Source organism: Mesorhizobium sp. L48C026A00, assembly GCF_000502375.1.
Classification (GTDB): Bacteria; Pseudomonadota; Alphaproteobacteria; order Rhizobiales; family Rhizobiaceae; genus Mesorhizobium; species Mesorhizobium muleiense.
This window is the reverse complement of sequence record NZ_AYWU01000046.1, coordinates 1-26,085: the sequence shown is the minus strand read 5'-3', so window position 1 is coordinate 26,085 and position 26,085 is coordinate 1. Positions and strand designations below refer to the sequence as shown.

Annotated in this window: 21 protein-coding genes and 1 pseudogene; 11 read left to right on the top strand and 11 right to left on the bottom strand. The window is 64.4% G+C overall.

What is annotated here, in order from left to right; genetic code table 11:
- The first annotated feature begins 223 nt into the window (after positions 1-223).
- A complete protein-coding gene (locus X738_RS85600; RefSeq protein ID WP_023803758.1) occupies positions 224-385 on the top strand; it encodes a hypothetical protein in 162 nt (53 codons plus the stop codon).
- Between the two features lie 30 nt (positions 386-415).
- On the opposite strand, the gene murJ is transcribed toward X738_RS85600, so the two are convergent.
- On the bottom strand, positions 416-2,014 hold the full coding sequence (gene murJ / locus X738_RS78360) for a murein biosynthesis integral membrane protein MurJ (protein ID WP_023803757.1): 1,599 nt from the start codon (positions 2,012-2,014) through the stop codon (positions 416-418).
- Between the two features lie 46 nt (positions 2,015-2,060).
- Positions 2,061-4,862, bottom strand: a complete 2,802-nt coding sequence (locus X738_RS78355) for a [protein-PII] uridylyltransferase (protein ID WP_023803756.1) — start codon at positions 4,860-4,862, stop codon at positions 2,061-2,063.
- Positions 4,863-5,105: 243 nt separating this feature from the next.
- On the opposite strand from X738_RS78355, the pseudogene X738_RS83970 reads away from it, so the two are divergent.
- The 3 genes and pseudogenes from X738_RS83970 to X738_RS78340 all read left to right on the top strand — a co-directional run.
- Positions 5,106-6,301 (top strand): annotated as a pseudogene (locus X738_RS83970) (HAD-IC family P-type ATPase); the annotation flags it as partial.
- Between the two features lie 113 nt (positions 6,302-6,414).
- Positions 6,415-6,816, top strand: a complete 402-nt coding sequence (gene copM / locus X738_RS78345; protein WP_023803753.1) for a CopM family metallochaperone — start codon at positions 6,415-6,417, stop codon at positions 6,814-6,816.
- A 93-nt stretch (positions 6,817-6,909) separates the two neighbouring features.
- Positions 6,910-7,755: an aldo/keto reductase gene (locus X738_RS78340; RefSeq protein WP_031257010.1), complete on the top strand. Its 846-nt coding sequence runs from the start codon at positions 6,910-6,912 to the stop codon at positions 7,753-7,755.
- Positions 7,756-7,779: 24 nt separating this feature from the next.
- Here the strand turns inward: X738_RS78340 and mutS are convergent, their stop codons facing one another.
- Positions 7,780-10,467: a DNA mismatch repair protein MutS gene (mutS, locus tag X738_RS78335; protein WP_245277865.1), complete on the bottom strand. Its 2,688-nt coding sequence runs from the start codon at positions 10,465-10,467 to the stop codon at positions 7,780-7,782.
- A gap of 204 nt (positions 10,468-10,671) precedes the next feature.
- On the opposite strand from mutS, the gene X738_RS78330 reads away from it, so the two are divergent.
- Entirely contained in the window at positions 10,672-12,951 is a 2,280-nt protein-coding gene (locus X738_RS78330; RefSeq protein WP_023803750.1) for an NADP-dependent malic enzyme, read from the top strand.
- Between the two features lie 17 nt (positions 12,952-12,968).
- On the opposite strand, the gene X738_RS78325 is transcribed toward X738_RS78330, so the two are convergent.
- On the bottom strand, positions 12,969-13,961 hold the full coding sequence (locus tag X738_RS78325; RefSeq protein ID WP_023803749.1) for an adenosine kinase: 993 nt from the start codon (positions 13,959-13,961) through the stop codon (positions 12,969-12,971).
- A gap of 184 nt (positions 13,962-14,145) precedes the next feature.
- Here X738_RS78325 and X738_RS78320 point away from each other — a divergent pair, with 184 nt between their 5' ends.
- Both X738_RS78320 and X738_RS78315 read left to right on the top strand, forming a co-directional pair.
- Complete coding sequence (locus X738_RS78320; protein ID WP_031257008.1) at positions 14,146-15,048, top strand: DMT family transporter; 903 nt, start codon at positions 14,146-14,148, stop codon at positions 15,046-15,048.
- Positions 15,049-15,146: 98 nt separating this feature from the next.
- Entirely contained in the window at positions 15,147-15,842 is a 696-nt protein-coding gene (locus tag X738_RS78315) for a sulfate transporter family protein (protein WP_023803747.1), read from the top strand.
- A 100-nt stretch (positions 15,843-15,942) separates the two neighbouring features.
- On the opposite strand, the gene X738_RS78310 is transcribed toward X738_RS78315, so the two are convergent.
- The 6 genes from X738_RS78310 to X738_RS78285 form a co-directional block, all read right to left on the bottom strand.
- Positions 15,943-16,938: a proline racemase family protein gene (locus X738_RS78310; protein ID WP_023803746.1), complete on the bottom strand. Its 996-nt coding sequence runs from the start codon at positions 16,936-16,938 to the stop codon at positions 15,943-15,945.
- A complete protein-coding gene (locus X738_RS78305) occupies positions 16,935-17,738 on the bottom strand; it encodes an isocitrate lyase/PEP mutase family protein (RefSeq protein WP_023803745.1) in 804 nt (267 codons plus the stop codon). The genes X738_RS78310 and X738_RS78305 overlap by 4 nt, the downstream gene beginning before the upstream one ends.
- 69 nt (positions 17,739-17,807) lie before the next feature.
- The gene (locus X738_RS78300; protein WP_023803744.1) at positions 17,808-18,656 is read right to left on the bottom strand and encodes a hypothetical protein; all 849 of its coding nucleotides are present in this window, start codon (positions 18,654-18,656) and stop codon (positions 17,808-17,810) included.
- Between the two features lie 85 nt (positions 18,657-18,741).
- A complete protein-coding gene (locus X738_RS78295; protein WP_373420503.1) occupies positions 18,742-19,314 on the bottom strand; it encodes an HAD family hydrolase in 573 nt (190 codons plus the stop codon).
- Positions 19,315-19,396: 82 nt separating this feature from the next.
- Positions 19,397-19,882, bottom strand: a complete 486-nt coding sequence (dut, locus tag X738_RS78290; protein ID WP_023803741.1) for a dUTP diphosphatase — start codon at positions 19,880-19,882, stop codon at positions 19,397-19,399.
- 84 nt (positions 19,883-19,966) lie between these two features.
- On the bottom strand, positions 19,967-20,437 hold the full coding sequence (locus X738_RS78285; RefSeq protein WP_023803740.1) for an Lrp/AsnC family transcriptional regulator: 471 nt from the start codon (positions 20,435-20,437) through the stop codon (positions 19,967-19,969).
- A 114-nt stretch (positions 20,438-20,551) separates the two neighbouring features.
- Between X738_RS78285 and X738_RS78280 the strand changes: the two genes are divergently transcribed.
- The 3 genes from X738_RS78280 to X738_RS78270 all read left to right on the top strand — a co-directional run bounded on the left by X738_RS78280 (position 20,552) and on the right by X738_RS78270 (position 23,163).
- Positions 20,552-20,806, top strand: coding sequence for a DUF6356 family protein (locus X738_RS78280; protein WP_023803739.1), 255 nt, complete (start codon positions 20,552-20,554; stop codon positions 20,804-20,806).
- 13 nt (positions 20,807-20,819) lie between these two features.
- Positions 20,820-21,620, top strand: a complete 801-nt coding sequence (locus X738_RS78275; protein WP_023803738.1) for a class II glutamine amidotransferase — start codon at positions 20,820-20,822, stop codon at positions 21,618-21,620.
- Between the two features lie 169 nt (positions 21,621-21,789).
- The gene (locus X738_RS78270; RefSeq protein WP_023803737.1) at positions 21,790-23,163 is read left to right on the top strand and encodes an amidase; all 1,374 of its coding nucleotides are present in this window, start codon (positions 21,790-21,792) and stop codon (positions 23,161-23,163) included.
- On the opposite strand, the gene X738_RS78265 is transcribed toward X738_RS78270, so the two are convergent.
- The gene (locus tag X738_RS78265) at positions 23,157-24,233 is read right to left on the bottom strand and encodes an NAD(P)/FAD-dependent oxidoreductase (RefSeq protein WP_023803736.1); all 1,077 of its coding nucleotides are present in this window, start codon (positions 24,231-24,233) and stop codon (positions 23,157-23,159) included. The genes X738_RS78270 and X738_RS78265 overlap by 7 nt on opposite strands.
- 137 nt (positions 24,234-24,370) lie before the next feature.
- On the opposite strand from X738_RS78265, the gene X738_RS78260 reads away from it, so the two are divergent.
- Positions 24,371-25,963, top strand: coding sequence for a peptide chain release factor 3 (locus X738_RS78260; protein WP_031257006.1), 1,593 nt, complete (start codon positions 24,371-24,373; stop codon positions 25,961-25,963).
- The last annotated feature ends 122 nt before the right edge of the window (positions 25,964-26,085 follow it).

The window sequence follows — 26,085 nt, the reverse complement described above, 5'->3', positions numbered from 1 at the left end:
AAACTGTAACCCATGTATCCGGTTCAAAGTGTTACCCATCTATCAACTGGACACGTCGTCGACGGTGTCGCCAACGACAGGCGTTGCAGGACGAGCGCCGAGGGGCAGCCAGCTTCTTTCTCCCCGTTTACGGGGAGAAATGCCCGGCAGGGCAATGAGGGGCGGCGCCGACATCGATATGGTATGATAGGTGCATATTCTGCAAACGATCTGACGAGAATGGATGACCATCTCAAACGAGAAAGCTTTGGAGCACCGACATGGCCGCGAGACGCCGCTAGAGACAGCGGCGCGGCTTCGGGCCGAATTCGGGATCGAACTTAGCAAGCAGGCACGTAAGCCGCTGCCGCGCCCGGTCTATGACGAATTGTCCGGCGAAGACTGATGCTTGTCGACGGGGTCGCTACGGTTAGGCTTACGGATCTGGAGACTGTCCCCTGACAGGCGGTGATCCCTTCCGCGCCATACTGCGCCGGATCATGCCGAAATCGGCGCCGCCGATGGCGAAGGCGGTGACGAAATAAAGCAGCGCCCCGCCGGCGACGAGCCCAAGCAGCGTTGCAGTCTTGACCACCAGCGGCGAGCCGGAAGCGAGGCTGGCGGCAAACCAGTGTTCGGCAAAATACAGCGCCGCCGCCATCACCGCGGCCGACAGCACCAGCCGTGGGATGCGTCTCATGAGCGGCACGTCGCGGCCCCAATGGCCGCGCCGGATCAGCACGCCGAGCAGCATCAGCGCATTGACCCAGCCGGCGACGGCCGAGGCGACGGCGATGCCCGGCGCGCCCATCTGCGGAAACAGCGTCAGCGCGGTGGTGATGTTCACCGCCACCGAGATCGCGGCGAAGATCATCGGCGTGCGTGTGTCCTCGCGAGCGAAATAGCCGGGGGTGAACGCCTTGATCAGCACGAAGGCCGGCAGCCCCAAGCCGAAGATCGCCAGGATTGCCGCCACGATCGGCGTCGAGTTGTTTGCGGCAAATGCTCCGCGTTCGTAGACCAGCCCGACGATCGGCTCCGCCAGGACCAGCAGTGCCGCCGCCGCCGGCAAGGTCAGGAACAGCGTGAACTCCACCGACCGGTTTTGCAGATTGGCCGCCTCGATCAGATTGCCCGACTTCAGCGCCCGCGACAGTTCGGGCAGAAGCACGATTGCGACGGCGATGCCGACGACGCCGAGCGGCAGCTGGTAGATGCGATCGGCATAGGCGAGCGACGACACCGCACTGTCCTGCGCCGAGGCGATCGCGGTGCCGATCAGCTGGTTGATCTGGGTGATGCCGCCGGTGATTGCCGCTGGCAGCGCCAGGATTAGCAGCCGCTTGACATTGGGCGTCATCCTTGGCCGGCGGAAACCGATCGAGATGCCGGCATGGCGCACCGCCACCCAGACGATCGCCAGTTGCACCAGCCCCGCCGCCAGCACGCCCCAAGCCAGTGCGAAGCCAACGGTGCGCGCGTCCGATCCCTTGTGCCAGGCATAGGCGAGCACGCCGATCAGGATGACGTTGAGGAACACCGGCGCCACCGCGGCGGCGAAATAGCGGCGCAGCGAATTCAGCATGCCGGCCATCATGGCGCCGAGCGACATGCAGATCAGATAGGGAAACATGATGGTCGCGAGCCGGACCGTCATCTCGAACTTTTCCGGCGAGTCGGCAAAGCCCGGCGCCACCAGGTAGCGCACGATCAGCGGCATCGCCAGTTCCATGGCGATGGTCAGCGCCAGCAGCGCCGTGAACAGCACGCCGAACACCTCTTCGGAAAAGCGCTTGGCGCCATCGGTGCCGTGGGTTTCGATCTCCTTGGCGAAGAGCGGCACGAAGGCGGCGTTGAAGGCGCCTTCGGCAAACAGCCGCCTGAAGGTGTTGGGAAACTGGAAGGCGGCGTTGAAGGCGTCGGCGATCGGCCCGGTGCCGAGCGCGGCCGCCATCAGCATCTCACGGCCAAAACCGAGGGCGCGGCTCATCAGCGTGCCGGAAGCGACCGTCGCGAACTTTTTGACAAGGCTCATGCGTCTGGAGACTGCCTGCAGGATTGGGACAAATGAATGGTGGCTGTCACTCGGCCGCGGCCTTGGCCTTGCCGCCGCGCTCGGGCACGGTGCCTTCGAGGACCTTGATCAGCCTGTTTTGGATGGCGGCCATCCGCGTCGGGCTGTCGATCTTCTGGCCGGTGAGATCGGTGACATAGAAGGTGTCGATGACCTTTTCGCCGAAGGTGGTGATGTGGGCCGAGGCGATGTCGAGCGACAGGTCGGACAACGCCCCGGTGATCTCGGACAGCAGGCCCGGCCGATCCAGCCCCTCGACCTCGATCACCGAGAACCGGTTCGACAGCGTGTTGCGGATTTCGGCGCGCGGCTGGATGCGGAAGACCTTGGCGCCGCGCCGCGGCTTGGTGCGCTTCTCGATCATCTCCGGCAGCCAGCTCTTGCCCGACAGCACGTCCTCGATCAGACGGCCGACGCGCTCGGCGCGGCGGCGCTCGTCCTCGTCGCGGTCGAATTCCCTCGAGATCAGGATGGTGTCCAGCGCGCGGCCATCGGAGGTGGTGAAGATCTGCGCGTCGACAATGTTGCCGCCGGCCGCCACACAGGCGCCGGCAATGACCGACAGCAGGCGGGGATGGTCCTGCGCCAGCACGGTGATCTCGGTCACCGCCTCGAACTGATGGGTCTTGATCATCGTGGCGAGCTTCTTGCCCGCCGCATCCGCCTCGCGGATGAATTCGGCGTGGCGAAGCTGGTCGGCGAGATCGACCGCCAGCAGATAATTCTCATAGTGCTTGGCGACATAGCGCTTGCGGGCCTTTTCCGGCCAATCGGCGAGCGCCTCGGCCAGCTTTTCGCGGGCGGCCGCGGTGCGCATCGCACGCGACACCTCCGAAAACCCGCCGGTCAACAGCAATTCGGTCTCGTAGTAGAGCGTGCGCAGCAACTGCCCCTTCCAGCCGTTCCAGACGCCAGGCCCGACGCCTCTGATATCGCAGACGGTCAGGACGAGCAGCAGCTTCAGCCGTTCGACCGACTGCACGATCGCGGAAAAGTCCTCGATCGTCTTGCGGTCGTTGAGGTCGCGGGTCTGCGCGGTCATCGACATGACGAGATGGTTCTCGACCAGCCAGGCGATCGTTTCGGTGTCGGCCGCCGACAGCCCCATATGCGGGCAGATCCGCCGCGCGATCCGGGCGCCCGCTTCGGAATGGTCCTCCGGCCGGCCCTTGGCGATATCGTGCAGCAGCACCGCGACATAAAGCGCCTCGCGGCTTTTTTTCAGCCCCGGCATCAGCGAGTGGGCAAGCGGATGGATCTTTTCACCGTCGCCGCGCTCGATCTCGGCCAGCACGCCGATACAGCGGATCAGGTGCTCGTCCACCGTATAATGGTGGTACAGCGAGAACTGCATCATGGCGACGATCTTGCCGAAATCCGGGATCAGCTTTGCCAGCAGTCCCGCCTCGTTCATGCGCCTGAGATTGAGTTCGGCATTGCGGTCCGACGTCAATATGTCGAGGAACTGCCGGTTGGCTTCCTCGTCGCGCCTGAGCGCCTTGCCGACGAGGCCGAGCGAACGGGTCAGCAGCTTCAGCGCATCGGGGTGAAATTCCAGCCCGTGCTTGTCGGCGAACCAGAACAGCCGCAGGAGATTGACCGGATCGCGCTCGAACACCAGGTCGTCGGCGATGTTGATGCGATGGTTGTCGACAATGAAATCGGACGTGCCGGCAAGCTTGCGCTTGCGGCGCGAGAAGGTGAGGAAGATACGGTTGAAGCCCGGCACATGCTTGGCCTGCTCTTCCTCCAGCGCCGCGCAGAAGATGCGGGTCAGGTCGCCAACATCCTTGGCGACGAGGAAGTAATGCTTCATGAAGCGCTCGACCGCCGACAGGCCCGGATGTGTGGTGTAGCCCAGCCGCTCGGCGATCTCGCGCTGGATGTCGAAATGCAGCCGTTCCTCGGCCTTGCCGGTGAGGAAATGCATGTGGCAGCGCACCGCCCACAGGAAGTCCTCGGCCTTCTGGAATTCCCGGTATTCGGTGCCGGTGAAGACGCCCTTGTCGACCAGTTCCTCGCCGGTGCGGACCCGGTAGAAATACTTGCCGATCCAGAACAGCGTCTGCAGGTCGCGCAGGCCGCCCTTGCCGTCCTTGACGTTGGGTTCGACCAGATAGCGGCTTTCGCCGGCCTTGGCATGACGCTCGTCGCGTTCGGCAAGCTTGGCCTGCACATATTCGGGTCCGGTGGTGCGCACCACCTCGCGGTCGAAGCGCTGCAAGAGCTCGTCATAGAGCTTCTGCTCGCCCCACAGGAAACGCGCCTCCAGGATCGAGGTGCGGATGGTGATGTCGGTGCGCGACTGCCGCAGGCATTCGTCGATGTTGCGGGTGGCGTGGCCGACTTTCAGCCCCAGGTCCCACAGCACGTAGAGCATGTATTCGACGATCTGCTCGCCCCATGGCGTCTGCTTGTAGGGCAGCAGGAAGAGGAGATCGATATCGGATCCCGGCGCCAGCGTGCCGCGGCCATAGCCGCCGACCGCTACGACGGCCATGCGTTCGGCCGATGACGGGTTTTTGACGCGATAGACGTGAGTGGCGGCGAACTCGTAGAGCGCGCGGATGATTTCGTCCATGAGATGCGACAGCCGGGCGGCGCAGGCTGTGCCGCTGCCGTCGTCCATCAGCATGCGTTCGGCGATGCTGCGGCCGGCGGCCAGCCTGCCCTTGAGAAGCTGGAGAACACCGGTGCGCGCAGCCTTGCCGGAGCCGTCGCCTGCCGTGGCCGCAGTCAGCGCGGTCATCTCGCGGCGCAAGGCTTCGCCGTCGATCAGTTCGTCGAGCTTTAGAGAGATTCTTGCCATAAGTGCCGTTCGGCCTCGTCGTTTTGGCGGCGTCTATAGCGCGTTTTCGCGGCGCTGGGTATGGGGCGGACGGACACGCTCTCCACAGGCGTCGTCGATGGCATGCAGCGGCGGCTGGGTGCCGGATTTTCCGCCGGCGGTTTGCCGCGCTCCTCGGCAGGAAAAACAGAATTGGCCCTTGACCTTCCAGTCACTGGAAGCACTACCTCCGTTGCAAGTTCGAGACAGAGAGGCCTTTCCGCATTGACGCATTCCGACCACGACCATCACGCCCATAGCGGTTGCTGCTCGCCGAAAGCTGCTCCGTCCGTCGCCGACGCAGTCATTCGCGACCCGGTCTGCGGCATGACTGTCGATCCGGCCGCCGGCAAGCCGACCGCCGATCATGGCGGCCATCGCTATCATTTCTGCAGCGAGCGCTGCCGTTCGAAGTTCACGGCCGAGCCGGAAAACTACATTACCGCCACCGATCCGGTCTGCGGCATGCGTGTCGAGCGTGCCGCCGCGAAGCACTTTTCCCGGCATGAAGGCCAGGGCTTCTATTTCTGCTCGGCCGGCTGCAAGGTGAAGTTCGAGGCGGAGCCGGCAAAGTATCTTGGCGACAGGCCGGAGCAGCAGGCGATGCCGAAAGGCACGCAATACACCTGCCCGATGCATCCCGAAATCGTCCGCGACAAGCCAGGCGCCTGCCCGATCTGCGGCATGGCGCTGGAACCGATGGGCGTGCCGACCGGCGACGAGGGCCCGGAACTGGTCGATTTCTGGCGCGGATCGTCGAGCTCGTCGCCAAGGCGCAGCGTTCGCGCGCGCCGATCCAGGGCCTGGCCGACCGCGTCTCCTTCTATTTCGTCCCGGCCGTCGTGGTGGTTGCGATCGTTGCGTTCATCGCCTGGGCGATCTTCGGGCCGCAACCCAGTCTGATCTTTGCAATCGTCTCGGCGGTCTCGGTGCTGATCATCGCCTGTCCCTGCGCGCTGGGCCTTGCCACGCCGATGTCGATCATGACCGCCACAGGGCGCGGCGCGCATGCCGGCGTGCTGATCAAGGACGCCGAGGCGCTCGAGCGCTTTGCCTCGGTCGACACGCTGATCGTCGACAAGACCGGCACATTGACCGAAGGCCGGCCGAGATTGACCGAAATCGTCGCTGCCGAGGGCATTGCGGACGATGATCTGCTGGCCATTGCCGCCGGCCTCGAAAAGTCGGGACAGAAGGTGGCGCTCGGCAACGCCGCGATGATGGCCGCTCTCGGCATCGATATCGCATCCATCTTGACCAGCGCCGAGGCGCTGCAGGCCGAGGGCAAGACCTCGATGTTCGTCGCCGTCGGCAACAAGCTGGCCGGCATCGTCGCCGTCGCCGACCCGATCAAGGCGACGACATCAGAGGCGGTAAAGGCGCTGCACGAGCGCGGCGTGAAGATCATCATGGCGACCGGCAGCGGCGGTGAGCCTGTCCTCGGTTTCGGTGATCACCAATGCGTTGCGGCTCAGGGCGTTGAAACTCTGAGCCAAGTCCCCAGATAGGAACTCGTTCAAAAAGGAGATCATGAATGACGTTGGCCAAGAAGATCGTGCTGCTGCTGATGGCGGCCGGAATGCTGCTTGCGGTTTTCCTGGAAAGCATTCCGTCGCAAGCCCAGGAGACGAAACACGACATGGGGGCGCACGACATGGGAGCGATGGGCGCGCAGGGCGCCTCGACCGATGGCTACAAGGCGGCGATGGACAAGATGCACACCGCGATGATGGCGATCGAATATTCCGGCAATGCCGATGTCGATTTCGCCCGCGGCATGATCCCGCATCACCAGGCGGCTATCGACATGGCCAAGGTCGAGCTTGCCAATGGCAAGGATCCGGAAATGCGCAAGCTGGCCGAAGCGGTGATCGCGGCGCAGGAAGCCGAGATCAAGCAGATGCAGGATTGGCTGGCCGCCCATCCGGTGGAGTAGACATCGGGCAGTCTGCAGGCAATCCAGGGCAGGACTTTCGTCTGGATTTCTCCCGAAAGGTGTGGTGCCATCGGGCCTCGACTGGAGCACGCCATGCCGCCAACGATAAGAACCACAACATTGCCCTCGGGCGAAGCCGTTCCCGTGCTGGGTCAAGGCACCTGGAAAATGGGCGAGGACGCCCGCCGCCATGCCGATGAGGTCAATGCCCTGAAGCTTGGGCTGGATCTCGGCATGACGCTGATCGACACCGCCGAAATGTATGCCAGCGGTGGCGCCGAGGAAGTGGTGGCGGATGCTATTGCCGGGCGCCGCGACGAGGTGTTCCTGGTCTCCAAGGTGCTGCCATCCAACGCCTCGCGCACCGGCGTGCCGTCTGCCTGCGAGGCAAGCCTCAGGCATCTGCGCACCGACCGCATCGATCTCTATCTGCTGCACTGGCCCGGCAGCGTGCCGCTGCCGGAAACGGTCGAGGCCTTCGAAGCGTTGAAAAAAGCCGGCAAGATCCGCCACTGGGGCGTCAGCAATTTTGACACTCATGAGATGGAGGAACTGGTCAGCCTGCCGGCCGGCGACGGCGTCCAGACCAACCAGATCCTCTACAATCTGTCCCAGCGCGGCCCCGAATTCGACCTTGCGCCCTGGAGCCGGCAGCGCGGCATTCCGCTGATGGCCTATTCGCCGGTCGACCAGGGCGTATTGGCGCGCAACGCCAGCCTAGAAGCCATCGTCGCCCGCCACAATGCGACGCCCGCTCAACTGGCGCTGGCCTGGGTGATGGCACAGGACGGCATTATCGCCATTCCAAAGGCCAGCAAACAGGAGCATATCCGCCAGAATGTCGGCGCGCTCGACATCGAACTAACGCGTGAGGATTTCACCGAAATCGACCGCGCCTTCCCACCGCCGAGGCGCAAGCAGGGCCTGCAGATGATTTGAGGGATGGGAGCGGACGAGGCCCAGCTATTTCCCCGCCATTCCCTTCAGCCGATAAAGCGCTTCCAGCGCCTCCCGCGGCGTCATCTCGTCGGGGTTGATCGCGCCGAGCGCGGCGCCCAGTGCATCGAGCTTCACCGGCTTCGGCGCTTCCCGTTTCACCGCCACCGAAAACAGCGGCAGATCGTCGACCAGCCGGTTGGCCTTGCCCGAAACCTCGCCAGCTTCCAGTTGGTGCAGCACTTCCCTGGCCCGCCCGACCACCGCCTCCGGCAAGCCGGCCAGACGCGCCACCTGCACGCCGTAGGAGCGGTCGGCGGCACCCTTGCCGACCTCGTGCAGAAAGACCACGTCGCCTTCCCACTCCTTGACCCGCATGGTGACATTGTTCAGTCGAGCGAGCTTGCTGGCCAGCGCAGTCATTTCGTGGAAATGGGTGGCGAAGATCGCCCGGCAGCGGTTTTTTTCGTGCAGATACTCGACCGCCGCCCAGGCGATCGACAGGCCGTCGAAGGTGGCGGTGCCGCGGCCGATCTCGTCGAGGATCACCAGCGCGCGTTCGCCGGCCTGGTTGAGGATCGCCGCCGTTTCGACCATCTCGACCATGAAGGTCGAACGGCCGCGCGCCAGATCGTCGGAGGCGCCGACACGTGAAAACAGCCGGTCGACGACGCCGATATGGGATGATGCCGCCGGCACGAAGGAGCCGGTCTGGGCGAGGATGGCGATCAGCGCGTTCTGCCTGAGGAAGGTCGATTTGCCGCCCATATTGGGGCCGGTCAGCAGCCAGATCGCGCCGTTTCTGGCATTGCCTTCCGGCGACAGATCGCAATCATTGGCGACGAACGGTCCTTCACCCGAACGCCGCAGCGACTGTTCCACCACCGGATGCCGCCCGCCCGAAATGGCGAAGGCGAGGCTCGCGTCCACGATGGGTCGGCTCCATGCCTCGCTTTCGGAAAGCAGCGCCAGCGCCGCCGACACGTCGAGCACGGCGAGTGCTTCGGCGCCGGCGCGGATCTTGTCCGCCTCGCCGACGGCTTCCGCCGTCAGCCTGTCGAAGGCGGCAAGCTCGATCGCCAGCGCCCGGTCGGCGGCATTGGCGATCTTCGATTCCAGCTCGGCCAGTTCGGTTGTGGTGAAGCGCATGGCGTTGGCCATGGTCTGGCGATGGATGAAGCGCGCCTTCGCCCCGTCGCTGCTCGTCATGATCGCATGGTTGTTGGCGGTGACTTCGATGTAGTAGCCAAGCACATTGTTGTGCCGGATTTTCAGCGAGCGGATGCCGGTTTCGTCGATCAGCGAGCGCTCCAGCCCGGCGATCACCTTGCGCGATTCATCACGCAGCGCCCGCATCTCGTCGAGCTCAGCGTTGTAGCTGGAACGGACGAAGCCGCCGTCGCGCTTGAGCAGCGGCAGTTCGTCGGCGAGCGCCCGCGTCAGATGTTCGGCCAGCGGGCGCGGCAGCGCCTCGATCGCCGCCAGCCCCGCCGCCAATTCTGGCGGCAGGACGGTCGCCCCAAACAGTTCGGCAATAGCGCTGGCTGCCTCGAACCCGGCACGCAGCGCGCCGAGATCGCGCGGGCCACCGCGGTTGAGCGCCAGCCGCGACAGCGCGCGTGGCATGTCGGCGACGCTCTTCAGGCTCGCCTGCACCGCCTGGCACAGCCGTGTCTCGGACCGGAAGAACGACACCGAATCCAGCCTTGCGCCAATTGCCGCCGGATCGGTCAGCGGCGCCATCAGCCGGTCGGCGAGCAGCCGCGCGCCGCCGCCGGTCACCGTGCGGTCGATCGCCTTGAACAGCGAACCCTCGCGGCTGCCGGACAGCGTGCGCAGCAGTTCCAGATTGGCGCGTGTCGCCGGATCGATGAACAGCGTCGAACCCTGCTCCTCGCGCTCGGGCCGCGACAGCGGCGGCCGCTCGGCCTTCTGCGTCTTCTCGACATAGGCGATGGCGCCCGAGATCGCCGACAATTCGGCGCGGGAAAACGTGCCGAAACTGTCCGGCGTAGCCACCTCGAAGAAACGGGCGATGCGCCCGGCGGCCGACGCCGAGTCGAACAGGCTCGGCGGCTGCGGACTGGCGATGCGGCCGAGCACATCGAACACCGGTTTCAGCTCCGGATCGTAAAACACCGGTTCGGCGACGATCAGTTCGCGTGGGTCGACGCGAAAGACATCGGCGAGCAGCCGGTCGGCGCTGGTCTCGGCAACGCGGAAGGCACCGGTCGAGATCTCGATCCAGGCCAGCGCAAAACTTCCTTGATTCCCTGTCGCGCTGCCGCGCTCCCCGCTTCTTTGTTCGGCTCCGCCCTTGACCCGGCCAAGTGCCATCAAGAAACTCGATTCCGACGGCGCCAGCAATTTGTCCTCGGTGATGGTGCCGGGCGTTACCAGCCGCACCACGTCGCGGCGCACCACCGATTTGCCACCGCGTTTCTTCGCCTCTGCCGGATCCTCGATCTGCTCGCAGACGGCGACGCGGAACCCTTGTCCAATCAGCTTCTGCAAATAATCGTCGGCGGCATGCACCGGCACGCCGCACATCGGGATGTCGAGGCCCTGGTGCTTGCCACGCTTGGTCAGGACGATGCCGAGCGCCAGGCTCGCCTTCTCGGCGTCGTCGAAGAACAGCTCGTAGAAATCGCCCATGCGGTAGAACAGCAGCGAATCCGGGTTCGCCGCCTTGATCTCGATATACTGCTCCATCATCGGCGTTGCCGGCGCAAAGGCCGGCGTAGCGCTGTCGCTGCGAATGGGCGTTTCGTCGTTCAAGAAGTTGCTTCCAAATTTCCCAAGCCATCTGCTTGGCGGTTTACAGCGGCGAAGTGTAGCCTTAATCCCGAACGTTCCACAAAAGAAAGCACCGCGCCCGTCTCAACGAGGTGCTGCACGGGTGAGGAAATCGAAAGCATCATGGCCAAGAAAACCGAAAGCAACGGCCCCTCCGTCAGTGCGCAGGAGGCGCTGGAATTCCACGCCATGGGCCGCCCGGGCAAGCTGGAGATCGTCGCCACCAAGCCGATGGCCACCCAGCGCGACCTCAGCCTCGCCTATTCGCCGGGCGTGGCGGTTCCGGTGCTTGCCATTGCCGAGGATCCCAGCCGTGCCTTCGACTACACGGCGCGCGGCAACATGGTCGCCGTCATCTCAAACGGCACCGCCATCCTCGGCCTCGGCAATCTCGGCGCGCTGGCCGCCAAGCCGGTGATGGAAGGCAAGGCGGTGCTGTTCAAGCGCTTCGCCGATGTCGATTCGATCGATCTCGAGGTCGACACCGAGGATGCCGAAGAGTTCATCAATTGCGTGCGTTTCCTTGGGCCGTCGTTCGGCGGTATCAATTTGGAAGACATCAAGGCGCCGGAGTGCTTCATCATCGAGCAGCGGCTGCGCGAACTTATGGACATACCGGTCTTTCATGACGACCAGCACGGCACCGCCATCATTTCGGCGGCCGGCCTGATCAACGCGCTGGAAATCACCGGCCGCGACATGAAGACCACCAAAATGGTCTGCAATGGCGCCGGTGCCGCCGGCGTCGCCTGCATCGAGCTGATGAAGGCGATGGGCTTTGCGCCCGAAAACATCATCCTGTGCGACACCAAAGGCGTCGTCTTCCAGGGCCGCACCGAAGGCATGAACCAGTGGAAGTCGGCGCATGCCGCCAAGACCGACGCACGCTCGCTGGCCGAGGCGATCGACGGTGCCGACGTGTTCCTCGGCCTCTCAGCCAAGGGCGCGCTGACCACCAAGATGGTGCAGTCCATGGCCGAGAAGCCGATCATCTTCGCCATGGCCAACCCCGATCCGGAGATCACGCCGGAGGAAGTCGCCGAAATCCGCGCCGATGCCATCATGGCCACCGGCCGTTCGGACTATCCGAACCAGGTCAACAACGTGCTCGGCTTCCCTTACATCTTCCGCGGCGCGCTGGACGTGCGGGCGACCACCATCAATGACGACATGAAGATCGCCGCGGCGCGTGCGCTCGCCGAACTGGCGCGCCAGGATGTACCCGACGACGTCGCCGCCGCCTACCAGGGCATGCGGCCGAAATTCGGCCCCAACTACATCATCCCGGTGCCGTTCGACCCGCGCCTGATCTCGGCCATTCCGATCGCGGTTGCCAAGGCCGCGATGGAATCCGGCGTCGCGCGCAAGCCGATCCTCGACCTCGACCGCTACGCGCAGGAGCTTTCCGCCCGCCGCGATCCGATCGCCTCGACCCTTCAGCGCATCTACGACCGCGTGCGCCGCCAGCCCAAGCGCATCGTTTTCGCCGAGGGCGAGGAGGAGCAGGTGATGCGCGCCGCCGTCTCCTATGTGAACCAGCGGCTCGGCACCGCCATCCTGCTGGGCCGCGACGACATCATCAAGGAGAACGCCAGGAACGCCGGCATCGAACTGAACAAGCAAGGCATCGAGATCATCAATGCCAGGCTGTCGCGCCGCAACGGCGTCTACACCGACTATCTGTACGAGCGTATGCAGCGCAAGGGCTTCCTGTTTCGCGACTGCCAGCGCCTGATCAACACCGACCGCAACCATTTCGCCGCCTGCATGGTGGCGCTGGGCGATGCCGATGGCATCGTCACCGGCGTCACCCGCAACTACTCGACGGCGCTCGACGACATCCGCCGCATCATCGACGCCAAGCCCGGCCATCGCGTGATCGGCGCCTCGATCGTGCTGGCGCGGGGCCGAACCGTGATCGTCGCCGACACCGCCGTGCACGATATGCCGAATGCCGAACAGATCGCCGACATCGCCGAGGAGGCCGCCGGCTTTGCCCGCCGCATGGGTTATGAGCCGCGGCTGGCCATGCTTGCCTATTCCACCTTCGGCCATCCGCAGGGCGAGCGCTCCGAACGCATCCAGGAAGCGGTGCGCATCCTCGACAAGCGGCGCGTCGATTTCGAGTATGACGGCGAGATGGCAGCCGACGTGGCGCTCAGCGCACGCGCCATGGCGCAATACCCGTTCATCCGGCTGACCGGCCCAGCCAATGTGCTGATCATGCCGGCCTTCCACTCGGCCTCGATCTCGACCAAGATGCTGCAGGAGCTCGGCGGCTCGACCGTCATCGGCCCGCTGCTGGTCGGCCTGGACAAGCCGGTTCAGATCGTCTCGCTCAACGCCAAGGACAGCGACATCGTCAACATGGCGGCGATTGCCGCTTATACGGCGGGGGCCTGAGGAGCGAGCGCCTCTTCCTAAATCAGGCCTGCCTGCTCAGCCTCGTGGCGTAAATTCTGCCGCGGCCTTGGCCCGATCTGCTGGATCACCAGCCCGGCCGCCAGCGAGCCGAGATCGCCGCAATGCTTCAGGCTGCGGCCTTGTGTGTAGCCGTAGAGGAAGCCGGCGGCATAGAGGTCGCCGGCGCCGGTGGTGTCGACCAGTTCGCGGATTTCCGTCGCATTGATGGTGACGGTCTCGTCGCCGCGCACGATGACCGAGCCCTTTTCGGAGCGGGTGACGGCGGCGATCTTGCAATCCTTGCGGATCTGGGCCAGCGCCTCGTCGAAGGAGGCGGTCTGGTACAGCGACTTGATCTCGTGGCTATTGGCAAAAACGATATCGACAGTGCCCGAGCGCATCAGCTCCAGAAACTCCTCGCGGTAGCGGTCGACGCAGAACGAATCCGACAATGTCATCGACACTTCGCGCCCGGCTGCGTGGGCGAGCTTCGCCGTCTGCCGGAACGCTTCCTTGGCGCGCGGCGGGTCCCACAGATAGCCCTCGAAATAGGTGACGGCGGCGCCCGACGCCTTGTCCGCCTCGACATCCTCCGGACCGAGCTCGACGCAAGCGCCGAGATAGGTATTCATCGAGCGCTCGCCGTCCGGCGTGACGAAGATCATCGAGCGCGCCGTCGGCGGTTCGCCATTGAGCGGCCTGGTGTCGAAGGCCACGCCCTGGGCGTGCATGTCATGGGCGTAGATTTCGCCGAGCGTGTCATTCGAGACCTTGCCGAAGAAGGCGGCGCGGCCGCCGAAGCTGGCGACGCCCGCCGCCGTGTTGCCGGCGCTGCCGCCGGAGGCTTCGATAGCCGGGCCCATGCGGCTGTAGAGCAGCTCGGCGCGCCTCGTGTCGATCAGGTTCATCGCGCCCTTGATGATGCCGTTCGTCTCAAGGAATGCCTCGTCGCACTGGGCGATGATGTCGACAATGGCATTACCGATACAAAGCACGTCATAGTTCGGCATCAATCATGTCTCCGCGAAAAACCACCGGCTTTCTGGCATGCCGGCCGCGGGCGGGTCTAGCGATTTGATGCGGCTTTGCCTAGGCAACAATCACGGTTGGATAATGATCGAAGCATTTCTTTCGTGCCTCGCTTACAAGGATGGCGTCGCCGATCAATGTTCCCCCGAAGGTTGCGAACCCGCCATGCCTGCAAAAACCGACATGAAGACCGAGCTGGCGCTCCTCATTGCGCTCGCGGTGCTGTGGGGTGCTTCCTATACCTTCATCAAGATCGGCGTCGAGACGATCCCGCCGGTAACGCTGATCGCAGCCCGAACGTTGATTGCGGGTGGAATTCTTCTCGCCCTCATCCGCTGGCGTGGCCTGACCCTGCCGCGCGATACCGCCAGCTGGCGTCGGTTCGCGTTCCAGGCATGCCTCAACAGCGTTGTGCCGTTCACGTTGATAGCCTCGGCCGAGCGCTCGCTAGACGCCGGCCTGGCCACGATCCTGAATGCGACGTCGCCAATCTTCACCTTCTTGCTGACCGCGCTCATCACGCGCCACGAACCAGTGACCATGCGCAAACTGTTCGGCGTCGGTGCGGGAATAGCTGGAATATGCCTCATCGTCGGCACCCAGGCGCTTGGCGGGCTTGGTCACCAGTTGTGGGCGCAGCTTGCCGTCGTCGCGGCAACGGTCTGCTACGCAGGTGCCGCCATTTTCGGTCGCGGCTTCAAGGGCCTCGATCCGATGATTCCAGCCGCCGGTTCGATGCTTTGCGGCGCCGCGATACTCGTCCCCCTCAGCCTTGTGTTCGACCGCCCTTGGGCGTTGGCGCCATCAACGGCCTCGATCCTTGCTCTGCTCGGACTTTCGGTTTTTTCAACTGCGCTGGCCTTCTGCATTTATTTCCGCCTCATCCATACGCTGGGCTCCGTCGGCACCACCTCGCAGGCCTATCTGCGCGTGCCGATCGGCGTCGGTATCGGGGCCGTATTCCTCGGCGAGAGCCTTGGCCCGACGGCGTGGTGGGGAATGGCCCTTGTTGTCGCCGGCGTGGCTGCGATGACCATTCCTGTCCGCAAGCCGGTGTTTGCGCGGTAACTTGCGTTATCAGCAGCAGTTGCGCTGATGATTTCCCTTTCCTATCTCGGGGGGCGTCCTGCCCAAAACGGGCGCGTTGCATATGGGTTTGAAACGCGATGATACTCGACGCCGCCCGCGCCGCCCTGAGCCGGCTGTTCTCGCCCGAATTCCGCTCGGTTTTCATCAAGACGCTGGGGCTCACCTTGCTGGCGCTGGTGGCCTTGTGGTTCGGGTTGACGAGCCTTGTCGAGTGGCTGGCCTTGCCGTGGTTGGAGTCCCTGATACCCGGCCTGCCGTCCTGGGCCGGCTGGTTGGGCGGCATCATCGCCGCCATCGCCCTTGCCTTCGGTCTGGCGCTGCTGATCGCGCCGGTGACGGCGATCATCGCCGGCCTGTTCCTCGACGCCGCCGCCGAACTGGTCGAGCGCACCGACTATCCCAATGACCCGCCCGGCCGCGCCATGCCGGCGCTGCGCTCGATGGTGCTGGCGACAAGATTCTTTGGCGTCGTCATCCTCGGCAACATCGTTGCCTTGCTGCTGTTGCTGGTGCCGGGCATCAACATCGCTGCCTTCTTCATCGTCAACGGCTATCTGCTGGGACGCGAATTCTTCGAATTCGCCGCCATGCGCTTTCGCCCGGAGGCCGAGGCCCGGGCGTTGCGCAAAAAACATGCCGTCAGGGTGTTTCTCGCCGGGCTGGTTGTCGCTGCCTTCCTCGCGGTGCCGCTGCTCAACCTTTTGACGCCGCTGTTCGCCGCCGCCATGATGGTGCACCTGCACAAGGCTATCTCGGCGCGCGAAGCAGTGTAGGAGTGCTGATGCTCAGGTGATGCCGGCTTGCGAATGCCGATGTCCTGCGCTTCCGGGGCGTACCCAACGGTACGCTCGGTTCGGTTTCTCGGGGCCGGCGCTAGCGTAAAAGAAAACCACGTCCCAACTCGTCCTCGGGTTCGACGATGAATTCGGCCCGGCCGCTGTAGAAGGCACGGCCGCCGACGCGGGCGATGACGGCATCATGCGGCCCGGCTTTCGCGGTCCTCGCCACGCTGCCGGAAAAGCGCGAGCCGGCGATACTCTCGAACAGCCGCGTCTGGCCGGCGATTTCGCCCCTGGCATGCATCGCCGCCAGCCGCGCGGTGACACCCGATCCGGTCGGCGAGCGGTCGACCTGGGCCTCGGCGAAGACGCATATGTTTTTGGTCGCGCTATCGGAATATGCGTCCTGTCCGTCGGTCAGGATGGTGCCGTAGAGAAAGGCAAGCTCGGCATGGTCGGGATGCGACAGCGGGAATCCCTTCTTCAGCTTCTCCGTCAGTGCCGTCGCCGCATCGACGAAATCGCGCACGCGGTTCTTGCCGAACTCCAGCCCGAACTGCCGGCAATCGGCGAGCGCATAGAAGGCGCCACCACAGGCGATGTCGAATCCGATCGCCCCGTAACCTGGCAATTCGACCTGCTGGTCGCGGGCGAACAGAAAGGCCGGCACGCTTTCGAATGACACAGCACCGGCCTTGCCGTCCTGCACCTCGACCGAGACGACGACCAGCCCGCACGGCGCCTCGATGTTGACTGTCGTCAGCGGCTCCTGCCGCGCCACCAGCCCCTCGTCGACGGCGTAGCGGCCGAGCGCGACGATGGCGTGGCCGCACATCGTCGAATAGCCCTCATTGTGCATGAACAGCACGGCGAGGTCGGCGCCGGGCAGGTCGGGTTCCACCAGCAGCGCGCCATACATGTCGTAATGGCCGCGCGGCTCGAACATCAGGATCTTCCTGAGATGATCGAGGTGATCGCGCACATAGGCGCGTTTTTCCAGGATCGTGCCTGCAGGAATCCTGGGATAACCACCGGTGACGATCCGCAGCGGCTCGCCGCCGGTGTGCATGTCGACGACGCTGAGCTTCATGCGTTGGGTTCGGCAAACAACGCCTGCAGCTTGCCAAACGGCATGGCGGTGCGGGTGAAGCCGAAGGTGCCGTCCTGCTGGATCTCGCGCGCCGCCGTTTCCAGCATGCCGAAGGCGTAGTTGGTCAGCCAGGGCCCGAGCGAAATGCGCTTGACCCCTGCCTGGGCAAGATCGGCGATGGTGAAGCCGGGCCTCACCATGACGTTAACCGGCTTGGTCAGCGCCGAGCAGACGGTTTGCACCGTCTCGACATCGCCGAGGCCTGGCGCGTAGAGCACGTCGGCGCCGGCCCTCTCGAAGGCCTGCAGCCGCTTGATCGTGTCGTCGATGTCTGGCCTGCCCCACAGAAAGTTCTCGGCCCGCGCGGTGAAGACGAAGTCGTGCTTCAGCGCCCGTGCCGCCTCCGCTGCAGCGGCGACGCGCTCGACGGCATGCGAAAATTCATAAATCGGCTTGTCGGGCTCGCCGGTGTGGTCCTCGATCGAGCAGCCGGCGAGGCCTGCCGCTTCGGCTGCGAAGACAGTTTCCGCGGCACTTGTCGCGCTGTCGCCCTTGCCCTTCTCGAGGTCGGCCGAGACCGGCAGGCCGGTCGCCGCGGTCACGTCGCGGCAGTGGTGGATCATCGCCTCGAAGGTCACCGCGCCATCGGGCAGGCCGCGCGAAAAGGCAAAGCCGGCGCTGGTCGTCGCCAACGCCTTGAAACCGAAGGAGGCCAGCAGTTTCGTCGTGCCGACGTCCCAGGGGTTGGGCATGACGAAGATCGAACTGTGCAGGTCGCGAAAGGTCTTGCCCTTGTCCATGGATGCTCCCCAGAGTGCGAAGCGCATTTTATCCCGCCACTGCCCGCCGGGCAAACGAATGCGATTGGGTCAGAAGCGATTGGCGTTCTCTCCTGCCAATTTGTCCAGTGCGTCGGACCCCTTGACGTACGCGGTCCCGTCCCAATGGTAGGTGACGGAGATGTCGCGCGAGGAAGCCTCGGGCGCCGCATCGTCGCAGCTTTCGCCATTCGGCATGGTGGCATCGGTCACCGTCGCCTTGATGGCCGCATAGGGCTGGCCTTCCGCAACGGTCTGGAACGCCAACTCCTGCGTGCGCCTGTAGGCGCACAGGGACTCGTCGAACGTAGAGATCATGTCGATCAGCTCGAACCTGTCGTCGCGGACCAGGATCAGCGGCGTGCTCACATAGCCCTGGCTCGAATTGAAATGCGTGCTCAGGGTGATGATGACGTCATCGCCTAGCCCGATCGGAAGCTTGCCCGGATCGCGGAAATAGGTGCTCCGGTCGACGGCGACATTGACAGCGTCGAGCAGTCTCGGCTTGCCGGCAAGATCGTAGAGCGCCAGCACCGCAAAGCCCTCTGCGCTGTCGGAGGAACTGCCGAGGTCGAACAGCATGGCCAGCCGTTCCTTGCCGCCGGCCCTGATCTGGAGCACGCCAGCATCGGAAAAGCCCGACGTTTCGGGCGGCGAGCCACCGCTATCCCCACCTTCGATATGGCGCATCTCGATCGGCATGGAGCCACGGTAGAAGCCATCCTTGTCCGCCGCCAGATCGGGAATGACCCTCCTGGCGAGGTCGAGATAGGTCGTGTTCTCGTGGCCGGGGAGGGTGCTGCCAAGGTCCGGGAAGCTGACGCCCTGCGCGCCGGCCGCGGCCCACAGACACGGCAGCAGCAAGCAGGCGAGGGTGAAGCGAAACAGGATCGAGTTCATAGGCTGGGCGCCTCCCACTGTCGAACATTGGCAAGCTAGCATGGGCGCCTGGCGCGTCCAGCCGGATAAAAACCTGAAGACCAGATCAGGGGATCGGCACCAGCCCGGCCAGCTCGCGCATGTCGTGAAACAGGATGCCGCCGGCCTCGGTCAGGCCGTCGCGGTCGGAATGCGGGTCGCCGTAGTAGGAAAATACGCGCATGCCGGCGGCAATGCCGGCTAATGTCCCGGCGACGCTGTCCTCGATGACGATGCAGTCGGCTGGCGCGAAGCCCATCGTGCTTGCGGCATGCAGGAACAGGTCGGGAAAAGGCTTGCCGCGCGAAACCATGGTCGAGCTGAACAGTGCATGCTCGAACAGCGGCAGCAGCCCGGTCTGGCCGAGCGTGATGTGCATTTTACTCACCCGCGCCGACGAAGCGACGCAAGTTGCGATGCCGGCAGCGTGCACGGCTTCGATGAACTGCCTGACATGGGGACGGCTTCGACGCCATGCGCGAACAGGTCCGGCAGACCGGCGTTCCAACGGTCGACGAAATCGGCGCCGAGGCTGGCGCCGGTCGCCTCGACTTCCTTCTGCACCGAGACCATGGCGCGGCCGGAGAAGTTCTTGCGGCAATATTCGAAGCTTGCCGGGTAGCCGGCGGCGCTGAGCCATTCGGCGAGGCGCCGATTGGCCAGGTTCTCGGTGTCGACCAGAACCCCGTCGCAATCGAAGATGACGAGTTTGGGTAGCGACATCAGGCCGTGCCGGTCGATCCGAAGCCGCCGGAGCCGCGCGTCGTTCCGCCGGCCAAGCTGCGCTCATCGACCGTCGCCTGCGTCACCGGGGCGAAGACGATCTGCGCGATCCGCATGCCGCGCGTCACCGCGAAATCCTCGTCGCCAAGATTGATCAGCAGCACCTTGACCTCGCCGCGATAGTCGCTGTCGATGGTGCCCGGCGTGTTGAGACAGGTAAGCCCGTGCTTGAAGGCGAGGCCCGAGCGTGGCCGGACCTGGCCTTCCACCCCCTCCGGGATCTCCAGGATCAGTCCGGTCGGCACCAGCGCGCGTTTTCCCGGCAGGATCAGCAGCGGCCGGTCGTCCGGCACCGCGGCGCGCAGATCCATGCCGGCGGCGCCCGGGCTTTCATAGGCGGGAAGCGGCAGGCCTTCACCGTGCGGCAGCCTGATGAAGCCGACGGCCGGACCGATGACGGAGGAAGTGTAGAGGGCTGCGCGCATGAGGCTGATCCTATCGCTATCAACGCCGATTCAGTCAACTCGGCGGCCAGACTATCAACGGCTTTCTTTCAGCGCAGTTCCGTTTCAGCGCAGTTCTACGGGGACGATGGTCGTCTCCTTGATCTCCTCCATGACGAAGGAGGCCGAAACATCCGACAGCGCCACCTTGGCGATAAGCCGCTGATAGAGCCGGTCATACGCCTTCACGTCGGCGACGCGGGCGCGCAAGACATAGTCGAGGTCGCCGGACATGCGGTAGACGCCGGTGATCTCGGGAAAGCCGCCCACTGCCGCCCGGAATTTTTGCAGCCAGTCGGGATCATGATTGGAGGTCCGGACCAAGATGAACACCGAAAGGCCAAGGCCAAGCTTGTCGGCATCGACCAGCGCCACCCGGCCGGTGATGACGCCGTCTTCCTCGAGCCGCTTGACCCGGCGCCAGCAGGCGTTGCGCGACAGCGACACCCTTTGCGACAATTGGTCGACCGACAGCGTGCCGTCGCGTTGCAGTTCGGCCAGCAATCTTCGGTCGATCTCATCGATTTCCAGCGACATGTGGGATGTTTGTCCCAATAATTGACCAGACACAAGGATATTTTGGGACTAATCAATCAAAACCTCGTGTCAGAATACTCAGCATCGGGGGCTTTTCCCGGCAGGAGGACCACCATGACGACACCGCTTGCAAGGCTCTTTACCTCTCACCCGGCCAAGGTGGGCGAGACCTATTTCAGCCATATGGCTTTCGCGGCGTGGTTCTGCTCGCGTCTGTTCATGGCAGCGTTCGCCGCACTCATTCACGCTTTCTTGCCGTTTCTGTTTGAGACTACGGCCAGCCGAATCGTTCGCGAGCTCTATGAGCGCACGCACAACAGAGGCACACACGCGATCAAGGAGCCTGCGGCTCTCATGGATCGCGCCTGAGGGGGATTAAGCGATGTGCCGGTGGGCGGCCTATCTTGGCGAAGCGGTTTTCCTCGAAGACATCGTCACGGCGCCCTGCCATTCGCTGATCGCCCAGAGTCATTGCGCTCAGGAAGCCAAGTCGCCGACCAATGGCGATGGCTTTGGTCTCGCCTGGTACGGCGACCGGCCCGAACCGGGTCTCTATCGCGACATCCTGCCGGCCTGGTCCGATCCCAATCTGAAGAGCCTGTGCCGGCAGATCAGGTCCAGCCTGTTCCTTGCCCATGTGCGCGCCTCGACCGGCGGCGCCACCAGCCGCATGAACTGTCATCCCTTCACTGCCGGCCGCTGGTCGTTCATGCACAACGGCCAGATCGGCGGCTTCGAAAGAATCCGCCGCGCGCTGGAAAACGCGCTCTCCGACGATGTCTTCGATCGCCGCGAGGGCACCACCGATTCCGAACTTTTCTTTCTCCTGATGATCGACGAGGGTCTGGCGGGCGATCCGCAAGGCGCGGTGTCGCGCGCTACGGCGCGGGTGATCGACGCCTCGCGCCGCGCCGGCTTCGAACCGGCGCTGAGACTTACCGCCGCCTTGTCGGACGGCGAATCGCTCCATGCAGTGCGCTATGCGACCGATGCCCACGCGCCGACGCTCTACACCTCCGTCTTCCGCAATGGCGGCGGACGATGCCTTATGTCGGAGCCTTTCGATCGTGATGGCGGCGACTGGCAGCCGATCCCGCCCTCTAGCTTCGTCACCATCACCAGAGACGGCATGACCATTCGTCCGTTTGCGCCGGAGCCGGCAAGACTGGCGCTGGCCGTGTAGATCCCTCGCTATCGCGGCAATATCGCGGGACGGTGCCGACCTCAGCAGACCCTCGCAGCGCAATTCCGATCAAGCACCACCTGTCCTCGAATGCTGAACTCGGCTTGAAGACGCGCCGTAGTCCGCCATTTGGTGAGGCTGGCGCCGCTAGCAAGCCGGAGCATTGGGCATGGACCTCGTCTCTTCCTCCACCAGAGAATTGGCTGCCGCGATCCGCGACCGCAAGATTTCCGCCGTGGAAGCGCTGGACGCGCATTTGGCTGAGATCGACAGGCATAATGAGGCGGTCAACGCGGTCGTCACGCTCGACAGGGAAGGGGCTCGCGCTCGCGCGAAGAAGGCCGACGAAGCGCAAGCGCGCGGCGACGCTCTCGGGCCGCTGCACGGCGTGCCGTTCACGCTGAAGGACACCCACGAAACACTGGGGATGAAGACGACGGTCGGCTTCCCGCCTTTTGCCGACTATGTGGCGAGAAAAGACAGCCCGATCGTCCTCAGGTTGAAGGCGGCCGGCGGCGTGCTCGTCGGCAAGACAAATGTCGCAACGATGCTGGGCGACTGGCAGTCGAACAACCCACTGTTCGGCCGCACCAGTAATCCGTGGGATCTATCGCGCACCGCCGGCGGTTCCAGCGGGGGAGCTGCGGCAGCACTTTGCGCGGGCATGACGCCATTCGAACTCGGCACCGACATGCAGGATTCGATCCGCCTGCCGGCAGCCTTCTGCGGTGTCTACGGCCTCAAGCCGACCGAGCATCGCGTCTCCTTGGCCGGCGCCTTTCCCGATCCCGGTGGCGTACCGCGCGGCGTACGGCTGATGTCCTGCATCGGTCCGCTGGCCCGCAACGTCGAAGATCTGGCGCTGATCCTGAGGATCATTGCAGGACCGGATGGCAGCGACACCGACCTTGCCCCGGTGCCTGTCGAGGGCACGCCGGAGGTTGATCCCAAGACCCTGCGCATCGCTTTCGCGCCGGCCTTTCCGGGTTTTCCGGTAGCCGGCGAGATCAGGGCCGCGGTCGAAAGTCTGGCCGAGCAACTCAAGTCTGCGGGGGCAGCCGTCGAGGAAGCAAGACTGCCGACGCTCGACCTGCATGACGATCTGACGCAAGGCGGCGCGCTGATCGGCATGATGCTGGAGGCTGCGCAACCGGAGCCGCCAGAAGAACCGACACCGGTCTCGCGCTGGTTCGAGGCGCTCGCCCGCCGCGACCAGTCAATCCTTGCCTGGGACTGGTTTTTCGAAGGTTGCGATGTCTTGCTTTGCCCCGTCGCCATGACCACGGCCTTTCCGCATTGCGAGCCGGGAACACCAATCAAGGTCGATGACAGGGAGCAGAGCTACTGGCTGCTGCCAGCCTATGGCGCGGTGTTCAACTACAGCGGCCACCCAGCACTGTCGATGCCCTGCGGGCAGGACCGCGACGGCCTGCCCATCGGCTTGCAGCTGGTCGGCCGTCGCTGGTCAGAATCGCGGCTGCTTGGCATCGCCAGGGCGATAGCGCCGCTGAGCGGCGGTTTTCGCCCTCCGCCCGGCTATTGAGCAAACCGCGCCAACCCATAGGGCTCAAGCAGCGGGTCGCGCGCGTCGTCCAGTATTTCCCGGCCGGCGAACAGGCCGACGGCAGGCGCCAGCGTGATGCCGGAATGCATGACCGCGACATAGAGGCCGCTCACGCCTTGAGCCCGTCCGATGATCGGAAAGCCGTCGATCGGCGTCGGCCGATAGCCGACAGTGTGAAAATCCAGATCCAGCCGGTCGGCGCCGCGCAGCATGGTTTTCATCGACGCATACAACTCGCGGGCTGTGGCTTCGGTATCCATGCCCGGATCGGCGCCGCCGAAATCCGAGCCGGCGATGATGCGGCCCTCGGCAGTCTGGCGCATGTGCAGCCGGTCGCCGATCACCAGGCCGTTGAGCAGCTTTTCGTACGGGCGTGAATGGACGATCAGGCCGGGCGGCGTCTCGATCGGCAGTTTTAGCCCGGCCGTTGCCGCAATTGCCGCAGAGCCGGCGCCGGCCGCGATCACCACCTCGTCGGCGACAATCCGTCCGCCTGACGTATCGACGCCGCTAATCCTGCCATTGGTCTGTATCAGCGCGGTGACTGTCGTGCTGGTAATCACCCGCGCGCCAACCCGCTCGGCGTCGGCCAGCAGCGTCTGCGTGGCCGCGACCGGTTCGGCCACGCCCTCCTCAGCGACGTGAAGGGCGAAGTCGGGAAGCTCGGTCAAATTGGGCTCTATACGTGCGGCTCCCACGCGGTCGACGCGCTCGATCCCGTAGCCCCAGGCGGAATGCTCGGCGGCATAGGCCTCAAGCTCGGCCGGCGGCATGTCCCAGCACAGGCCGCCGCACCAGGCGAGCGGAATGCCGGGCACGTCATGGGCAAGCCGCGTCCACTCGGCCATCGAACGGGTACGCAGCCGGAAATACGGCTCTGGATTGCCCCAACTGGCATTGATCCAGGCAAAGGAATTCGGCGTAGCGACACCGCCGGCGCCGCTGTCGGCAATGATCGTCACGTTCGCGCCAGCCTTCGCCAGATGCCAGCCGATGGACGCGCCGATGATGCCGGCGCCGACGACGATGACGTGCTTGGCTGCGCTCATGGATGGACCTTTATCGAACCGCCTCATGTTGATGCCATTGCGGCGGACCTATCTCAAGGCGGGGCAACCGCCCAAAATTGTTCGACAGGCTGCAAAAGCGCTGCTAGAAGCCCGCGCACCACATGGGATTCCATAAATTGGCTGAAGACATCACGAACGCGGTGGCGCGCCGCCGCACTTTCGCGATCATCGCGCATCCGGACGCCGGCAAGACGACGCTGACCGAAAAGCTGCTTTTGTTCGGCGGTGCCATCCAGCTTGCCGGCGAGGTCAAGGCCAAGAAGGATCGCATCCAGACCCGGTCGGACTGGATGAAGATCGAGCGCGAGCGCGGCATTTCGGTCGTCACCTCGGTGATGACCTTCGAGTATGAGGACAATGTCTTCAACCTGCTCGATACGCCCGGTCACGAGGATTTCGCCGACGATACCTATCGCACGCTGTCGGCGGTCGATGCGGCGGTCATGGTCATCGACGCCGCCAAGGGTATCGAGCCGCGCACGCTAAAACTGTTCGAGGTCTGCCGGCTTCGCGACATCCCGATCATCACCTTCGTCAACAAGATGGACCGCGAAAGCCGCGACCCGTTCGAGATCCTCGATGAGATCGAGCAGAAGCTGGCGCTGGACACCGCACCGATCACCTGGCCGATCGGCCGCGGCAAAACCTTTTCCGGCACCTATCATCTGGCGCTGAACGCGGTGCGCAAGGGCGACGCCGAGAAAGAACGCACGCCGGTCAATGGTCCCGACTCCAACCGCGTCGCCGGCCTGTTGCCGGAGAACGAGCGCGAGGCTTTCATCGAGGAGCTGGAGCTGGCGCGCGAAGCCTGCCGCCCGCTCGACATCGGTGCGTTTCGCGAGGGCCATCTGACGCCGGTTTATTTCGGTTCGGCGCTGCGCAATTACGGCGTCCGCGACCTGATCGAGGCGCTTGGTGCCTACGGGCCGCCGCCACGCGCGCAGGAAGCCGATACCCGCAAAGTCGAGGCGACCGAGGATAGGATGACCTCCTTCGTCTTCAAGATCCAGGCCAACATGGATCCCAACCACCGCGACCGCATCGCCTTCGTCCGCGTCTGCTCGGGCAAGCTCGAGCGCGGCATGAAAGCCAAGCTGGTGCGCACGGGAAAACCGATGAGCCTGTCGGCGCCGCAATTTTTCTTCGCCCGCACCCGCGTCACCGCCGACGAGGCCTTTGCCGGCGACGTCGTCGGCATCCCCAACCACGGCACGCTGCGCATCGGCGATACGCTGACCGAGGGCGAGGAGATCCTGTTCCGCGGCGTGCCGAATTTCGCGCCGGAAATCCTGCGCCGCGTCCGGCTCGGCGACGCGATGAAGGCCAAGAAGCTGAAGGAGGCGCTGCACCAGATGGCCGAGGAAGGCGTCGTGCAACTGTTCTCGCCAGAAGACGGCTCGCCGGCAATCGTCGGCGTCGTCGGTGCGCTGCAGCTCGACGTGCTGAAGGAGCGGCTGAATATCGAATACACGCTGCCGGTCGATTTCGAGATGTCGCGCTTTTCCGTCTGCCGCTGGATATCGGCCGACGACAAGGCCGAGGTGCATCGCTTCATCGAGGCGCATCGCGGCGACATTGCCCGCGACCTCGACCACGATCCGGTGTTTCTTGCCCAGCACGCCTTTTCGCTCAACTACGAGGCCGAGCGCTGGAAGGCGATCCGCTTCGCCGCGGTCAAGGATTACCAGGTCCGCGACAAGGCGGCTTGACCGTTGCCGTATGGCCGCCAAGATCACACTCGCGCGTTGCGCCGCCCTTCATCCGCCTGCCGGTGTCCAGTTGATAGATGGGTAACACTTTGAACCGGATACATGGGTTACAGTTTTCCCCC

Excerpts from the sequence above, each read along its gene's own strand:
- X738_RS85600 (WP_023803758.1), top strand. The coding sequence starts at position 224 with ATGACCATCTCAAACGAGAAAGCTTTGGAGCACCGACATGGCCGCGAG.
- murJ (WP_023803757.1), bottom strand. The coding sequence starts at position 2,014 with ATGAGCCTTGTCAAAAAGTTCGCGACGGTCGCTTCCGGCACGCTGATG.
- X738_RS78355 (WP_023803756.1), bottom strand. The coding sequence starts at position 4,862 with ATGGCAAGAATCTCTCTAAAGCTCGACGAACTGATCGACGGCGAAGCC.
- copM (WP_023803753.1), top strand. The coding sequence starts at position 6,415 with ATGACGTTGGCCAAGAAGATCGTGCTGCTGCTGATGGCGGCCGGAATG.
- X738_RS78340 (WP_031257010.1), top strand. The coding sequence starts at position 6,910 with ATGCCGCCAACGATAAGAACCACAACATTGCCCTCGGGCGAAGCCGTT.
- mutS (WP_245277865.1), bottom strand. The coding sequence starts at position 10,467 with ATGATGGAGCAGTATATCGAGATCAAGGCGGCGAACCCGGATTCGCTG.
- X738_RS78330 (WP_023803750.1), top strand. The coding sequence starts at position 10,672 with ATGGCCAAGAAAACCGAAAGCAACGGCCCCTCCGTCAGTGCGCAGGAG.
- X738_RS78325 (WP_023803749.1), bottom strand. The coding sequence starts at position 13,961 with ATGCCGAACTATGACGTGCTTTGTATCGGTAATGCCATTGTCGACATC.
- X738_RS78320 (WP_031257008.1), top strand. The coding sequence starts at position 14,146 with ATGCCTGCAAAAACCGACATGAAGACCGAGCTGGCGCTCCTCATTGCG.
- X738_RS78315 (WP_023803747.1), top strand. The coding sequence starts at position 15,147 with ATGATACTCGACGCCGCCCGCGCCGCCCTGAGCCGGCTGTTCTCGCCC.
- X738_RS78310 (WP_023803746.1), bottom strand. The coding sequence starts at position 16,938 with ATGAAGCTCAGCGTCGTCGACATGCACACCGGCGGCGAGCCGCTGCGG.
- X738_RS78305 (WP_023803745.1), bottom strand. The coding sequence starts at position 17,738 with ATGGACAAGGGCAAGACCTTTCGCGACCTGCACAGTTCGATCTTCGTC.
- X738_RS78300 (WP_023803744.1), bottom strand. The coding sequence starts at position 18,656 with ATGAACTCGATCCTGTTTCGCTTCACCCTCGCCTGCTTGCTGCTGCCG.
- X738_RS78295 (WP_373420503.1), bottom strand. The coding sequence starts at position 19,314 with ATGGCTCAGCGCCGCCGGCTACCCGGCAAGCTTCGAATATTGCCGCAA.
- dut (WP_023803741.1), bottom strand. The coding sequence starts at position 19,882 with ATGCGCGCAGCCCTCTACACTTCCTCCGTCATCGGTCCGGCCGTCGGC.
- X738_RS78285 (WP_023803740.1), bottom strand. The coding sequence starts at position 20,437 with ATGTCGCTGGAAATCGATGAGATCGACCGAAGATTGCTGGCCGAACTG.
- X738_RS78280 (WP_023803739.1), top strand. The coding sequence starts at position 20,552 with ATGACGACACCGCTTGCAAGGCTCTTTACCTCTCACCCGGCCAAGGTG.
- X738_RS78275 (WP_023803738.1), top strand. The coding sequence starts at position 20,820 with ATGTGCCGGTGGGCGGCCTATCTTGGCGAAGCGGTTTTCCTCGAAGAC.
- X738_RS78270 (WP_023803737.1), top strand. The coding sequence starts at position 21,790 with ATGGACCTCGTCTCTTCCTCCACCAGAGAATTGGCTGCCGCGATCCGC.
- X738_RS78265 (WP_023803736.1), bottom strand. The coding sequence starts at position 24,233 with ATGAGCGCAGCCAAGCACGTCATCGTCGTCGGCGCCGGCATCATCGGC.